General features: G+C 68.4%; 12 protein-coding genes and 1 riboswitch. Of the genes, 7 read left to right on the top strand and 5 right to left on the bottom strand.

Annotation, left to right across the window (positions count from 1 at the left end; all coding sequences use genetic code 11):
• Positions 1–2: 2 nt before the first annotated feature.
• The 3 genes from K9D12_RS13490 to K9D12_RS13480 all read right to left on the bottom strand — a co-directional run bounded on the left by K9D12_RS13490 (position 3) and on the right by K9D12_RS13480 (position 3779).
• Positions 3–371: an energy-coupling factor ABC transporter substrate-binding protein gene (locus K9D12_RS13490; protein WP_047312403.1), complete on the bottom strand. Its 369-nt coding sequence runs from the start codon at positions 369–371 to the stop codon at positions 3–5.
• The gene (locus K9D12_RS13485; protein WP_223060485.1) at positions 368–1114 is read right to left on the bottom strand and encodes an energy-coupling factor ABC transporter permease; all 747 of its coding nucleotides are present in this window, start codon (positions 1112–1114) and stop codon (positions 368–370) included. Before K9D12_RS13485 ends, K9D12_RS13490 begins: the two co-directional genes overlap by 4 nt.
• A gap of 48 nt (positions 1115–1162) precedes the next feature.
• Positions 1163–1229: riboswitch (cobalamin riboswitch) on the bottom strand.
• A 66-nt stretch (positions 1230–1295) separates the two neighbouring features.
• Complete coding sequence (locus K9D12_RS13480; protein ID WP_047312402.1) at positions 1296–3779, bottom strand: phosphoketolase; 2484 nt, start codon at positions 3777–3779, stop codon at positions 1296–1298.
• 159 nt (positions 3780–3938) lie between these two features.
• Here K9D12_RS13480 and K9D12_RS13475 point away from each other — a divergent pair, with 159 nt between their 5' ends.
• From K9D12_RS13475 to K9D12_RS13465, 3 genes are all read left to right on the top strand, one after another.
• Complete coding sequence (locus tag K9D12_RS13475; protein WP_118914182.1) at positions 3939–4340, top strand: DUF3151 domain-containing protein; 402 nt, start codon at positions 3939–3941, stop codon at positions 4338–4340.
• Positions 4341–4585: 245 nt separating this feature from the next.
• A complete protein-coding gene (locus K9D12_RS13470; protein ID WP_223060484.1) occupies positions 4586–5566 on the top strand; it encodes a hypothetical protein in 981 nt (326 codons plus the stop codon).
• A gap of 154 nt (positions 5567–5720) precedes the next feature.
• Positions 5721–7004, top strand: a complete 1284-nt coding sequence (locus tag K9D12_RS13465) for an adenylosuccinate synthase (RefSeq protein ID WP_223060483.1) — start codon at positions 5721–5723, stop codon at positions 7002–7004.
• A gap of 460 nt (positions 7005–7464) precedes the next feature.
• On the opposite strand, the gene K9D12_RS13460 is transcribed toward K9D12_RS13465, so the two are convergent.
• Positions 7465–7659 (bottom strand): hypothetical protein, encoded by a 195-nt coding sequence (locus K9D12_RS13460; RefSeq protein ID WP_223060482.1) that lies wholly within the window; start codon positions 7657–7659, stop codon positions 7465–7467.
• A 173-nt stretch (positions 7660–7832) separates the two neighbouring features.
• Here K9D12_RS13460 and K9D12_RS13455 point away from each other — a divergent pair, with 173 nt between their 5' ends.
• From K9D12_RS13455 to lysS, 3 genes are all read left to right on the top strand, one after another.
• Entirely contained in the window at positions 7833–8501 is a 669-nt protein-coding gene (locus tag K9D12_RS13455) for a TetR/AcrR family transcriptional regulator (protein ID WP_223060481.1), read from the top strand.
• 9 nt (positions 8502–8510) lie between these two features.
• Positions 8511–9020, top strand: a complete 510-nt coding sequence (locus tag K9D12_RS13450; RefSeq protein ID WP_223060480.1) for a DUF402 domain-containing protein — start codon at positions 8511–8513, stop codon at positions 9018–9020.
• A 184-nt stretch (positions 9021–9204) separates the two neighbouring features.
• A complete protein-coding gene (gene lysS / locus K9D12_RS13445; RefSeq protein ID WP_223060497.1) occupies positions 9205–10998 on the top strand; it encodes a lysine--tRNA ligase in 1794 nt (597 codons plus the stop codon).
• Between the two features lie 58 nt (positions 10999–11056).
• On the opposite strand, the gene K9D12_RS15375 is transcribed toward lysS, so the two are convergent.
• Positions 11057–12472 carry a polysaccharide deacetylase family protein gene (locus K9D12_RS15375; protein ID WP_223060479.1) on the bottom strand — a complete coding sequence of 472 codons (1416 nt, stop codon included), beginning with the start codon at positions 12470–12472 and terminating at the stop codon, positions 11057–11059.
• Positions 12473–12628: 156 nt separating this feature from the next.
• Here K9D12_RS15375 and K9D12_RS13435 point away from each other — a divergent pair, with 156 nt between their 5' ends.
• The gene (locus tag K9D12_RS13435; RefSeq protein ID WP_370633524.1) at positions 12629–13621 is read left to right on the top strand and encodes a thermonuclease family protein; all 993 of its coding nucleotides are present in this window, start codon (positions 12629–12631) and stop codon (positions 13619–13621) included.
• The last annotated feature ends 232 nt before the right edge of the window (positions 13622–13853 follow it).

The raw sequence follows: 13853 nt of genomic DNA, 5'->3' as shown, positions 1-13853 counted from the left end.
GGTCAGCTGCTGCGGGTTGTCGACTCGGGGGTGCGTGCGGCGTTCTGCGGGGAGTCGTCGGCGTTCGGCGCCGTTTCCGTCGAACGCTTACGGCGCTCGCGGAACGTGCCGAGCACGAAGCCGAGAATGCCGGCGCCGATCGCTGCCTGCAGCGCGAAGAGGCCGGATTCGACCTCGCCGCCGGGCTGCTCCCAGATCGGCGAGAACCACGGCTCGTAGTCCTTGTTCGACTCTTCGATCTGCTCGGAGGCAGCGGCGTCCGTTCCGCCGAACTCACCGCCGGAGTGGGTGCCCATGAGCAGGGCGATAGCGAACACGACGGCCGCCAGGGCGAGAAGTGCGACGTTCTTCCACACGGTCGAGCGCTTCATCGGGCACCTCCGGCGGGCGTGTTGAGGGTGTCGTCGGTCGTGGCGGGAGTGTCGGATTCGCCAGGCTCGTCGTCGAAGACATCGCGGCGGCCCTTGCCGAAGCCGAGGCCCTGCAGCTGCGGGCCCGCCCACGAACGCAGGGCGTTCATGAGGAGCACGCCGATGAGGCCCTCAACGACGGCGAGTGGAATCTGAGTGAGCGCGAACAGGCCGAGGAAGCGCGACCATGCGCCGAAGAAGCCGCTCTGGGCGTCGGGGAACGCGATGGCCAGCTGCGTGGCGGTGACGACGTACGTGGCCAGGTCGGCCAGGGCGACGGCGAAGAAGACGGCCACCGAGAACGGCGCCCGGCCCAGGAGACGGTAGGTGCCGTAGGCGACCCACGGCCCGACGATCGCCATCGAGAACACGTTGGCGCCCAACGTCGTCAGGCCGCCGTGCGCGAGCAGCAACGCCTGGAAGATGAGCACGATCGTGCCCAACGCGGCCATGACGGGTGGCTTGAAGATGACGGCGCCCTCACCCGTGCCCGTCGGGTGCGACGAACTGCCCGTGACCGACGGCAGCTTGATGGCCGACAGCACGAACGAGTAGGCACCGACGCCGGCGAGCAGGAGTTTGGAATCAGGGTGTTCACGCGTGATCTGCGTGATGCGGCGAACGCCGTGAACGACGAACGGCGCGGAGACGGCCGTCCAAGCGGCCGCGTGGAGGGGTGGCAAGAAGCCCTCGGCAATATGCATGGCAATGCACCTTCCCGGGATGACGCGTCCCGACAATGCTTCGCCCTCGAGTTCCTGACTCGCGGAAAACCCGCTCACAGTGGCGCGACCGTCCCGGACTCTCACCGGGTTCCTCGATCTTGAGGCGACGACGGGAGCCTAGCAGCGCCCGCCGTCGCCGTGGGGCGCAAGCACCCGACGATCAGCCGTTGTCGCCACCGGTATCCTGCTGGGGACCGCCGCGCTCGGTGGCGGTGTCGCCGGCGTCCGACCACACCCACTTCGCCACGACCGGGATGTCCTCGCCGTTCTCGTACGCATACGCGCGTGCCTCCAGGCGGGCGTCCTGCATCTCCTGGCGCAGACCGGCCGTACGGGCTCCGAGCCCCTCGACGCGATCCAGCACGTCCATGACGAGGTGGTACCGGTCGAGGTTGTTGCGCATCACCATGTCGAACGGCGTCGTGGTGGTGCCCTCCTCGATAAAGCCGCGCACGTGCAGGTTCGCGTGGCCGGTGCGTCGGTAGGTCAGACGATGGATGAGCCAGGGGTAACCGTGGTAGGCGAAGACCACCGGCTTGTCGGTGGTGAAGATCGCATCGAACTCGCGCTGCGAGAGGCCGTGCGGGTGCTCCTCGGACGACTGCAGACGCATGAGGTCGACGACGTTGACCACCCGAACCTTCAACTGCGGCAGCCGGTCCTTTAGGATGCCGGCGGCCGCCAGCACCTCGACCGTCGGGATGTCACCCGCGCAGGCGAGGACGACGTCGGGTTCCCCGCCCTCATCCTCGGTTCCGGCCCATTCCCAGATGCCGAGGCCACGCGCGCAGTGGCGCACCGCCTCGTCCATCGACAACCACACCGGGTTCGGTTGCTTGCCCGCGACAACGACGTTGACGTACTGCGACGTGCGCAGGACGTGGTCGAACGTCGACAACAGCGTGTTCGCGTCCGGCGGCAGGTAGACGCGCACGACCTCGGCCTTCTTGTTCACGACGTGGTCGATGAACCCCGGATCCTGATGGCTGAAACCGTTGTGATCCTGACGCCACACGTGGGAGCTCAAGAGGTAGTTGAGCGAGCTGATGGGGCGCCGCCACGGGATCTCGTTCGTCACCTTGAGCCACTTGGCGTGCTGATTGACCATCGAGTCGACGATGTGGATGAAGGCCTCGTAGGAGGACATCACACCGTGACGACCGGTCAGCAGATAACCCTCGAGCCAGCCTTGGCACTGGTGCTCCGAGAGCATCTCCATGACCTTGCCGACACGCGCCATGGGGTCGCCCGAATCGTTCGGCTCGTAGTCACCGAGCCACTGCTTGGGGGACGTCTCGTAGACGCCCTGCAGACGATTGGAAGCCGTCTCGTCCGGGCCGAAGAGTCGGAAGTTGTTCGGGTTCGCAGCCATGACCTCGGCCAACCACTCGCCCAGGACGCGTGTGCCCTCCGATGTCACCGAGCCACGCTCGTCGTCGCCGCTGCGCTCCACGGCGTGATCGCGGAAATCGGGCAGGTCGAGGTCGACGCGCAGCTCACCGCCGTTGGCGTACGGGGTTGCGCCCATGCGCAGTTCGTCCGCGGGTGCGAGACCACGAATGTCCTCGGCCACGCAGCCGGATTCGTCGAACAGGTCGTCGGGCCCGTAACTCGAGAGCCACTTCTCGAGATCGTGCAGGTGCTCGTCGGTGTCGCGGGCGCTCGACAGCGGCACCTGATGGCTGCGCCAGTGCCCCTCGGTGATCTTGCCGTCGATCGTCTTCGGGCCGGTCCATCCCTTCGGCGTGCGGAAGACGATCATGGGCCAGCGCGGACGTTCGGCCTTCTCCGCGCCGACCTCGTGCGCCTCGCGCTTGATGCGGGCGATCTCGTCGAGCACCTCGTCGAGAAGCTGCGCGAAGCGCCGGTGCACCGAGGTGTGGTCCTCGTCGTCGAAGCCTGCGGTGAAGACGAACGGGGTGTGGCCGTATCCGCGCATGAGCGCGTCGAGTTCGGCGTCGTCGATGCGCGCGAGCACCGTGGGGTTCGCGATCTTGTAGCCGTTGAGGTGCAGCACCGGCAGGACGACGCCGTCCGTGACCGGGTTGAGGAACTTGTTCGAGTGCCACGAGGTGGCGAGCGGGCCGGTTTCGGCCTCACCGTCGCCGATGACGGTGAACGCGAGAAGGTCGGGGTTGTCGAACACCGCGCCGTAGGCGTGGCTGAGTGCGTAACCGAGTTCACCGCCCTCGTGGATCGAACCGGGGGTCTCCGGGGCGGCGTGGGAGGGGATGCCCCCGGGGAAACTGAACTGCTTGAACAGCCTCTGCAGGCCCGCCTCGTCGAGCCCCACACGCGGGTAGATCTGCGAGTAGGTGCCCTCGAGGTAGGTGTTCGCCACCATGCCGGGGCCACCGTGGCCGGGGCCGGTGACGTACAGCGTCGGCTGCGAGCGCTCGGCGATGACGCGGTTGAGGTGGGCGTAGAGGAAGTTCAGGCCGGGCGTCGTGCCCCAGTGGCCGAGCAGGCGTGGCTTGACGTGCTCCGCCTGCAGCGGCTCACGCAGCAGGGGGTTGTCCAGGAGGTAGATCTGACCGACCGAAAGGTAGTTCGCGGCGCGCCACCACCGGTCGATGGATTCCAGTGTTCGCTCGGCGATCTCGCCCGGCCCACTGCGCCATTCGTGTGTGCTGTCGCTGCTCATACCTCGAGTATGGCGGCGATCACTGACAACGGCACCACCCTGTGGGGGACGTTCCGCTCGGGGCCACACGGCATTCATGACAATGCCCGGGCGGGAAGTCCCCGCAACCGCACCCGACGGTGCAGCAGCGTTGTCGGAACCCGATGCTTGAATGGCCTCATGGACAATCTTCTGGGCATCCCCGAAACCAAGCTCGACGTCGACCCGGCCGCCGAGAAGCTCGACGCCGGCGTCCACCCGCGCGACGTCGCCCGCATGTACCCGGCCAGCTCGCTCGTGTGGGCCCAGCTCGCCGAGGACGCGCTCGACGACGGCGAGGCCGTCGAGGGGTACGCCTACGCCCGCACCGGCTACCACCGCGGGCTCGACTCGCTGCGCAAGGCCGGCTGGCGCGGCCAGGGCCCGGTGCCGTGGGAGCACGAGCCGAACCGCGGCTTCCTGCGTGCACTCGGCGCGCTGAGCAAGGCCGCCGGCGCCATCGGCGAAACCGACGAACAGCGTCGCTGCGCCGACTTCCTGCGCGACTCCTCGGCCACGGGCGCTCGCGAGCTCGGCCTCTGACCAGCTGATCGAGCCCCGGCGCGACTCGCGTTGGTGCTGTCCCGATTCGTCGTCACGTGAGGGAACCGATCGTCACCCGCCTGCGTCAGAGCTGTGCGATGGCGCGTTCAGGGAGCGTTCGTCTCTGGGGGACGAGCGAACGAGGGAACAGCGTGCGCATCGTCTGCCACCGTCCGCGGTGGCGGGGACGAGGGGGACATGGCCGGGAGGGGTCATGTCCCCCTCGTCTGTCCTAATGTGGACGCGTGAACCGCCTCGCCGTCCTCGGCCTCGACGACCTTGCCGAACAGCTCTACCGCCAGGTGCTACGCGATCAGGCGCGTCCCGCGTCCGTGTATGCCGCGCGCCTCAACCGGTCCACCGCCGAGATCGACGACGCCACAGAGGCGCTGCGCGCCATGCGGCTCGTGCGTATCAACGAGGAAGGCCTTGTCCAGGCCGACCACCCGCGCGCCGGCCTCGAACGCATCCTCTCGGCCGAGGAGGCGCGCCTCGCGGAGCGCCGCCGAGACCTCGCCCGGTTGCGTGACGCCATCGACGGATTCGCCGGTGACCACCGTGCGGGGCAGGAGCACTCGTCGTCCGACGAGCCGGCCCGCGAGTACATCGACGCCTCCGGCCTTGCCGACGTCATGGAGCACCTCGCGGCGTCGACGTCCGGCCCCATCCGCATGACGCACACCGACGCCGTCGCCTTCACGCCCGACGAACAGCCCGTCCTGTGCCGCCTCGTCGAGGAGGGGCGCGGGCTCTACGGACTGCACGAGTTCGACGCCGCGAGCAGCCGCACCCTCGAGGTGGCCCAGTGGGCGGCCATGGGGGAGAGTCAGCGCCTCGCCAACCATATTCCGAACGAATTCGTCTGTTACGGCACCGATCTCGTCCTCGCCAACACCGAGTGGGGTGGTGACGAGGGCCGATACGCCGTGCTGCGGGACCCGGTCGTCGTGCGGGCCTTCGTCGAACTGTTCGACCGCCTCTGGGCAGCCTCGACCACCGTCGACGACGGCGTCGACACGACATCGGAGCGTCTCGTCGAGCTCATGCAGGCCGGCCTCAAGGACGAGGCCATCGCCCGCGTGCTCGGCGTCAGCCTGCGCACCGTCCGCCGTCGGATCGCCGCGCTCATGGACGAGTGCGACGTCGAGACACGCTTCCAACTGGCGGTCGAACTGACCGAGCGCGGAATCGTCGGCTCAGGTCAGCGAAGAAGCTCCGGAGCCTGAACGTCCCCATGCCGCCGTGAGCGTCATCACGGCCCCGACGGGGCGAGCGGGTACCCTTGGGCGGTAAGAGTCGACGCCCCGCGCGGGTGTGCCGCACGGCACGCGCCGCGCCCGAGGGCGTCGGCCCAGCAGCAACCAAAGGCAGTTGATCCGCATGCCGGCAATCGTGCTCGTCGGTGCCCAGTGGGGCGACGAAGGCAAGGGCAAGGCCACCGACCTCCTCGGAAGTCGCATCGACTACGTCGTGAAGTTCAACGGCGGTAACAACGCCGGCCACACCGTCGTCGTGGGCGGCGAGAAGTACGCCCTGCACCTGTTGCCCTCGGGCATCCTGACGCCGGGTGTCACGCCCGTCATCGCCAACGGCGTCGTCGTCGACCTCGGCGTCCTCTTCGAGGAGCTCGACGCTCTCGAGGCCCGCGGCGTCGACACGTCCGAGCTCGTCGTGTCCTCCAACGCGCACCTCATCCCGCGCTACAACAAGGTCATCGACCAGGTCTCCGAGCGCTTCCTCGGCCAGCGCAAGATCGGCACCACCGGCCGCGGCATCGGCCCCACGTACGCCGACAAGATGAACCGCATCGGCATCCGCGTGCAGGACATCTTCGACGAGTCGATCCTGCGCCAGAAAGTCGAGGCGGCGCTCGAACTGAAGAACCAGCTGCTCGTCAAGACGTACAACCGCCGCGCCATCGAGGTCGACGAGGTCGTCGAGGACCTGCTGCAGTACGCCGAGCGCCTGCGCCCCATGGTGGCCGACACGTCCCTGCTCCTCGGCAAGGCTCTCGACGCCGACGAGGTCGTCCTCTGCGAGGCCGGCCAGGCCACGCTGCTCGACGTCGACCACGGCACCTACCCGTACGTGACGTCGTCCAACGCCATCTCCGCGGGCGCCTGCACCGGCGCCGGCATCCCGCCCACGCGCATCGACCGCGTCATCGCCATCCTCAAGGCGTTCACCACGCGCGTCGGCGAGGGCCCGTTCCCGACCGAACTGCACGACGAGGTCGGTGACACCCTCCGCGAGATCGGCCACGAGTTCGGCACGACGACCGGCCGCCCGCGCCGCGTCGGCTGGCTCGACGTCGTCATCGGCCGCTACGCCGCACGCGTCAACGGCGTCACCGACTTCGTCGTGACGAAGCTCGACAACCTCGACACCTTCGACGAGATCCCCGTCTGCGTCGCCTACGAGGTCGACGGCAAGCGCTTCGACGAGATGCCCGAGAACCAGACCGACTTCCACCACGCGAAGCCCGTCTACGAAATGCTGCCCGGTTGGAAGCAGGACATCACCGGCTGCCGCACCTTCGAGGACCTGCCGGAAAACGCGCAGGAGTACATCCTCTTCGTCGAGGAGCAGATCGGCGCACGCATCTCCGCCATCGGCGTCGGCCCCGGCCGCGACGAGATCATTCAACGCCACGAGCTGGTGTAATCCCTCGCCCCGTCTTCCGGCGAAGGCCCCCGAACTGCGAGCGAGCTCGCAATTCGGGGGCCTTCGCTCGGTGCGACAGGGCTTCGGGCCGTGAGGTCGGGCGCGGGGCTCGCACCGGCTTCGCAAGCTCAGCCGCTGCTTTGCGCCGCGCTCGACCTCACGGCGTCCGCTTCCAGCGTGGTGCCGTTCTGGGGGAGGGTTTCGGCTTTCGTTGCTGCTCGGACGTGAGGTCGGGCGTGTCTTCGGGACATGGCCTGCGTCGCGTCGGGTCGGGTCGGTCCGAATTGGGATGTTTTCTTCCCTTCTTGTGTCCAAGACGTCTGCTTGCGCGCAAGAAGGGAAGGTCTCTTCCCTCGTGGTGTGCAAGGCGCTTGCTTGCGCACACGTGGGGAAGATTTCTGCGCTCGTGGTGGGCGGGGCATCCGGTCGCGCAAAAGAAGGGACGATGTCGGGTCCGTGATCAGTGAGCGCGATGGCGCCGGGCGGCCAGGCGGCGCACTCCGACGATGGTGAGTCCGAGCATCAACCCGAGCCAGGCAGCGGGCGCACCGACCTCGAGCGCCGCAAACCACGCCGTCGGCGTATATGTCCTGAGACCGACGGCGAGTCCGACCACTGCGCCGAGAGCGCCGAGTCCTCCGCTCAGGATCGCCACGAGTCGAGCGTCGTTCCGCGAGAAGCCGGGTGAGGGGTGCGTCGGACGCGTTCTACCCGAGGTGACGTGCTGTGACATGGCGTTCCGCCCTTCTCCGCAAATTTGAGCGGTTGCTCAATTGCTGATGTAGGGCTCATTGAGCGACCGCTCAAAGGTTTCGGGGGAGGAGTTCCATGGCGAGGGAAGCAGCCGCACTCACCCAGCGTCGTCTCCGTGCGGCCGTCGTCACGATCGTCGGACGGCGCGGACTCGCGTCCGTCACGGCGCGATCCGTGGCGGCCGAGGCAGGCGTCAACCAGGCGCTGATCTTCTACCACTTCGGCGAACTGGGCGACCTCGTCGCGGCCGCCTACCGCGAGTCCGTCGACGAGGCGCTTGAGCGATACCGCGAGGCCCTCGCCTCGGCCCACGGGCTCGGCGAGGTCCTCGACGCGGTGGAGGCCGAACTCGGCACCGACCGCGCTGACGGCGGTGCCGCGCTCATGGCTCAGCTCCTCGCCGCTGCGGGGCAGGACGAGGCGCTGGCGAAGCTGGCGCGAGAGTTGCTCGGCGAGTGGCGCACGGTCGTCGGCGAGGCGGTCGAGCGAGCGATGGTCGACAGTCCCGTCGAGGGGCTCGTCTCGCCCGCGAGCGTCGTCGAGGCAGCCCTGTCGGGCATGCTCGGCACAGTGCTCGTCGACGGCGCCGAACCGGGCGCGCTGTCGGGCTCCTTCGCCACACTGCGCGAACTCGACCGACCCCTCGCGCGGTTCTCCCGGCTGCCCTCACCCGTTCGTCGTGCCGTCCGGTCCGTCATCGCGCCGAAGTTCGCATCGGACGCCCCGAACCACCCCTCTCGGTAGGCTGACGACGTGGCGCGCGAGAAAACACGACTTCAATTCGGCAAGTACAACGGCGACGAGCACTGGGGCAGCGAACTGGAGATCCTCGGCCAGGACGCCAACGGCCTGTGGCTCGGCGGGCGCAAGGGCACCGAGGTGAGCAAGCCCGGCACGAGCCAGAAGGTGCCGTGCAACCACGTCGTGCTCATTCCTGACGAGCAGTGGTGGGTCGCCACGTTCAACGCCGAACCCGCCGGGCGCAGCCGCACGATCGAGGTCTACGTCGACATCACGACGCCGACCACCGTCAACCAGGGCGAAGCCTTCACGCTCGACCTCGACGTCGACGTCATCAAGCGGACGACGGGCGTCGTCGAGATCGACGACGAGGACGAGTTCGAGGCGCACACGCGCGACTTCGCCTACCCGGCACGGCTCGTCACGGCTGCTCGCGAAGCGGCCGACGCCGTCCGCTCGATGATCGAGAACGGTGAAGCGCCCTTCGACGGCTCCCACCGAGCCTGGCTCGCCAAGATCTGAGCCGAGTACGCCCGCTCGACGCCCTCGGCGCTGGGCAGACTTCCCTGCGGTTGGGTAGTCGCTGCCTCGGCCCGACCGCAGCAAACTCCGCCCAACGGCATGAGGTGACCCCTCCGTCGCCAAACGCGCCGAAACCCGGTCGAGCTGCCGCGCCGCCGCCCTCTAAACTGGCCGGGTGACTACTGTGCTGCCGCCCGACGCCGATTGGGTTTCCCGACTTGCCGACGAGACGATCGCCGAGGCCGAACGCCGCGGCACGAAGGTCGTCGTCGCCTCCGGCATCAGCCCCTCTGGCCCGGTGCACCTCGGCAACCTGCGCGAGGTCATGACCCCGCACCTCGTCGTCGACGAGATCCGCCGCCGCGGCGTCGAGTGCGAGCACATCATCAGCTGGGACGACTTCGACCGCTTCCGCAAGGTGCCCAACGTCCCGAACGTCGACGACTCCTGGCAGCAGTACATCGGCATGCCGCTCACGCGCGTGCCTGCGCCGAAGGGTTCCAGCGCGTCGAGCTGGGCCGAGCACTTCCGCACCGAGTTCGAGGCCGGCCTCGACGCCCTCGGTGTCGTCTACCGCGGCATCAGCCAGACCGAGCAGTACACGTCCGGGGCCTACACCGACGAGATCCTCTTCGCGATGAGCAAGCGCGACGAGCTCGACGCCATCCTCGCCCGCTACCGCACGCTTCCCAAGGACGACGCCGCTGCGAAGCCCGTCAAGGGTGGCAAGAAGGCGCCCGTCCTGTCGGAGGAGGAGCAGGCCGCGGCGGCCGAGGCAGAAGAGGGCTCCGGCGCGGCCGGTGAGGACGACGGCGGCAGCTCGAGCGGCTACTACCCGTACAAGCCCTACTGCTCGAAGTGCGGCACCGACTTCACGACCGTCACCGCCTACGACGACGAGACCACCGAGCTCACCTACACGTGCCGCTGCGGCCACGAGGAGACGGTCGTTCTGCGCGAGCACCACAACGGCAAGCTCGTGTGGAAGATCGACTGGCCGATGCGCTGGAAGTACGAGGGCGTCGTCTTCGAGCCCTCCGGCGTCGACCACCAGAGCCCCGGCAGTTCATTCGTCGTCGGCAAGGACGTGGCACCCATCTTCGGGTGGGAGCGTCCCCTCGGCCCGATGTACGCCTTCGTGGGCATCAAGGGCATGGCGAAGATGAGCTCGTCCAAGGGTGGCGTGCCGATTCCCACCGACGCCCTGACAATCATGGAGCCCGCGCTGCTGCGCTGGCTGTACGCGCGCAAGAAGCCCAACCAGAGCTTCACCGTCGCGTTCGACTCCGACGTGCAGCGCATGTACGACGAGTGGGACGCGCTCGTGGCCAAGGTGGGCTCCGAGAAGGGCCAGCCCGGTGACGTGGCTGCGCTCGTGCGCGCCTCGACGACGGCCGAGGGCGAGCTGCCCTCCACGCCGCACCCGGTGGCCTACCGCACCCTCGCGAGCATCAACGACATCACGACGGGCGATGAGGAGCAGACGCTTCGCATCGTCGGCAACCTCGACCCGGCGAACGCGCCCTCGAGCCTCGACGTCCTGCGTCCGCGCCTGAGCTGCGTGGAGCGCTGGGTCGAGCGGTACATGCCCGACGACGAGCGCACTGTCGTGCGCGAGACGAAGGACGAGGCAGGCATTGCCGCGGCCACCGACTCGCAGCGCGAACAGCTTCGGATCCTGCTCGACGGCAAGGACGTCGACGGCGCCGAGGGCCTCGGCCGCATCGAGGACGCGTGGACGCTCGACGGACTCACCACGCAGGTCTACGGCGTGCCGAAGGTGCAGGCGGGCAAGGACGCGAACTTCCGCCCCGACCGCAAGGCCGACCCCGAGACGGCCGCCGAGCTCGGTGCGAGCCAGAGGGAGTTCTTCAAGCTGCTCTACAACCTGCTCATCGGCAAGGACACGGGCCCGCGCCTTCCCACGCTCCTGCTGGCCGTCGGCCCGCAGCGTCTGCGCGAACTCGTCACGCCCTGATCGAGCCGTGACGAAGCCCGCTCACCTCACGAGGTGAGCGGGCTTCGTCATGTCGTGCCTACTTCGTCGGCGCGCTCGAGTAAACGCCGTCCTTCGTCATCGACGGGATCAGCTCGTCGATCGTGACGAGGGTGTAACCCTGCTTCTGCAGCTCGTCGACGATGCCGGGCACGGCCTTCGCCGTCGACGGGTGAATGTCGTGCATGAGGACGATGGCGCCCGGGTGCGCACCGTCGACGACACGCTTGGTCGTCGTGTCGGCGTTGCGGTTCTTCCAGTCCTCGGTGTCGATGTCCCACAGGACGAAGGGCGCGCCGGCGTGCGGCGTCGCCTCGGTGTAGGCGCCGTAGGGCGGGCGAACGGCGACCGGGTCACTGCCCGTGATCTTCTTGAGAACGTCGGCGGTGCGGGTGATCTCGCTCGTCACCTGGGCGTCGGTGAGGGTGGTGAACTGCGGGTGCGACCAACTGTGGTTGCCGACCCCCATGCCGAGCTTCACCATGCGCCGCACGGTGGCGGGCGCGGCCTGGACGGCCGGGCCGAGGGTGAAGAAGGTGGCGCGCGCTTTCTTCTTCTCGAGGGTGTCGAGGATCGAGTTCGTGTACGGGCCCGGGCCGTCGTCGAAGGTCAGCGCGATGCACTTGGCCTTGGTGCAGTCGGTCTTCTTGCCGGCGTTCTCCGGCTTGGTGGTGGACGTCGACGGCGCCGGTGACGTACTCGACGCCGGGCTCTTCATCGCGGCCTCGCGCACGCGGCGCCCGTCGTCGGAGAGGTAGCGCTCCGGGTTCTTCACCGTGGCGTAGTGCTGCCCGGCCGACATGGGCCCGATCGTTCCCTCGGCGACGGCGGCGACGAGGGTGCCGTCGGGGGTGAAGCTGACGTCGGTGAAGACTTCCTCGGGTGTGGCACCTTCGAACGGCTCGCCGCCGCCGTTGACCTGCACGGCCTGACGTTCGAGTTCCTTGACGAGGGCGGCGCGTTGCGAGTCGTCGATGAGCTGGAGCGAGGTGAAGGAGGAGTCACCGTCGCCGTACAGCGTCGTCGAGGTGGCCGCAGAATCGGCTGCCGTGACGGTGTGTCGGAGCCGGATGCCGTACAACCCCGAGGCGTTGACGACGGGCTCCCACACCACCGTCATGCCGGAACGCGGCCCCGAGTACGTGCCGACGTAATCGCGACGCCAGCTCTGGATCTGGCGCTCGAGCGCTTCGGAGAGCTTCTCCGATCCCGGGAGCGTGGGCCACTGTGCCGAGTAGCGGGGGGCGTTCCACGAGCTCTCGGCACGAACGTCGGAGGCGTCGAGTTCGAGCTTCACCGGCGACACCTTGGGCGCCGACGAGGAGACGCTGACGCTCGGCTTCGCCGAGGCGCCCTTCGAGCCCGACGACGAGCCGGACGGGTCGTCCGTCGTGCACCCCGCAACAGCAGTGGCAACCACGAGGGCGAGGGCAGCGAAGCGACGAGACGTTCTCACGGCGCAATCATTCCACCGTCACCTCGGTGGCGGCTGGACGGGAAGGGAGTGTCGCCCGAGACCGGCCACGCTCGATCGGGCACCCTGCGGACCGAGGGGTTCGTTTCTCCTGCAAACGGCCCGACGTTGTCGGTGGCGTCTCCTAGAGTTCGGGGCGTGCTTCGTTCTCGCTCCCGCATTGCCACCTGCTCGTTGTTTCTCTCGGCGGCCGTGCTGGGCGTGACGGGGTGTGGCTCGCTCGACTCTTCGCCATCACCGTCGGATGCCTCGACCACGAGCAGCACTGAGGCACCCACCGACGAGACGTCGCCGCCGACCGATGCTCCGTCGTCCACACCGACCACGTCGGATGACGCCCACGAGTCCGGCAACTCCAGCGACGCGTCGAGCGACCCGAGCAGCACGTCAGCGGCCGAAGGGGCGGACGGCGACCGCCGCGGCATCGGTGCGGGCACAGGCGCGGGGCCGCTGTACGACGTCGTGGGTATCTCGGACGGGGACACCATCAAGGTGCGCATCAACGGGGTGAAGGAGAGCATCCGCATCATCGGGCTCGACACCCCGGAGACGCGTAAGCCGAATACGCCGGTGCAGTGCTTCGGCAAGGAGGCGAGCAGCAACATGCAGTCGCTCGTGCAGAGCAAGCAGGTTCAGCTCGAGGCCGACCCGAGCCAGGGGGAGCGCGATCGGTACGGGCGCCTGTTGCGCCACGTCTTCGTCGGCGGTTCGACCAACGTCGCGCTCGCGCAGATCGAGGGCGGGTTCGGCAAGGAGTACACCTACGACGGGCCGTACGCGCACCGGCTCGAATACCTGGCGGCGATGAACCGGGCGAAGACGGCGAAGCGTGGCACGTGGGGGCCGCCGTGCAACGGGTTCCACGAGGGGCTCGCCACCAAGGCGCCTGCGCAGCCGGCACCTACCGCCTCCGCGCCTGCGGTGAAACCCTCGGCCGCCCCGTCAGCCTCGACGAGTGAGCCGGGCGCCTGCGCGATCAAGGGCAACATCAACTCCGACGGCGAGAAGATCGCTCATCGCCCGGGCGACTCGGCGTACGAGCGCACCAAGATCTCGATGGGCAAGGGCGAGCGCTGGTTCTGTTCCGAAAGCGAAGCTCTCGCGGCGGGGTGGCGCATGGCCCGCGCCTGAGCGCTTCCTGAAAAGTTCCTGGCGAGTAACTGAACCAATTCCCTTGTGGTGTGGCACAGTTCACTGCGGTCGCAACCGGGCGGCCCGAATCAGGAGGATCTTCGTGAACCACACCTTCATGCGTAAGGCCGTCGCCACGTGCGCGGCTACCGGAGCCGCGGCAAGCTTCGCGGTGTTGTCGGCACCGGCTCAGGCTGCGCCGCCCGTGCCCTCCGAACCCCTCCCTTCGCCG

The sequence above is a fragment of the Dermacoccus sp. Tok2021 genome, from assembly GCF_019895135.1.
In the GTDB taxonomy this organism is placed as follows: Bacteria; Actinomycetota; Actinomycetes; order Actinomycetales; family Dermatophilaceae; genus Dermacoccus; species Dermacoccus abyssi.
Note: the sequence above shows the minus strand (reverse complement) of the source record. Positions and strands in the feature narration are given on the sequence as shown.

Excerpts from the sequence above, each read along its gene's own strand:
- K9D12_RS13490 (WP_047312403.1), bottom strand. The coding sequence starts at position 371 with ATGAAGCGCTCGACCGTGTGGAAGAACGTCGCACTTCTCGCCCTGGCG.
- K9D12_RS13485 (WP_223060485.1), bottom strand. The coding sequence starts at position 1,114 with ATGCATATTGCCGAGGGCTTCTTGCCACCCCTCCACGCGGCCGCTTGG.
- K9D12_RS13480 (WP_047312402.1), bottom strand. The coding sequence starts at position 3,779 with ATGAGCAGCGACAGCACACACGAATGGCGCAGTGGGCCGGGCGAGATC.
- K9D12_RS13475 (WP_118914182.1), top strand. The coding sequence starts at position 3,939 with ATGGACAATCTTCTGGGCATCCCCGAAACCAAGCTCGACGTCGACCCG.
- K9D12_RS13465 (WP_223060483.1), top strand. The coding sequence starts at position 5,721 with ATGCCGGCAATCGTGCTCGTCGGTGCCCAGTGGGGCGACGAAGGCAAG.
- K9D12_RS13455 (WP_223060481.1), top strand. The coding sequence starts at position 7,833 with ATGGCGAGGGAAGCAGCCGCACTCACCCAGCGTCGTCTCCGTGCGGCC.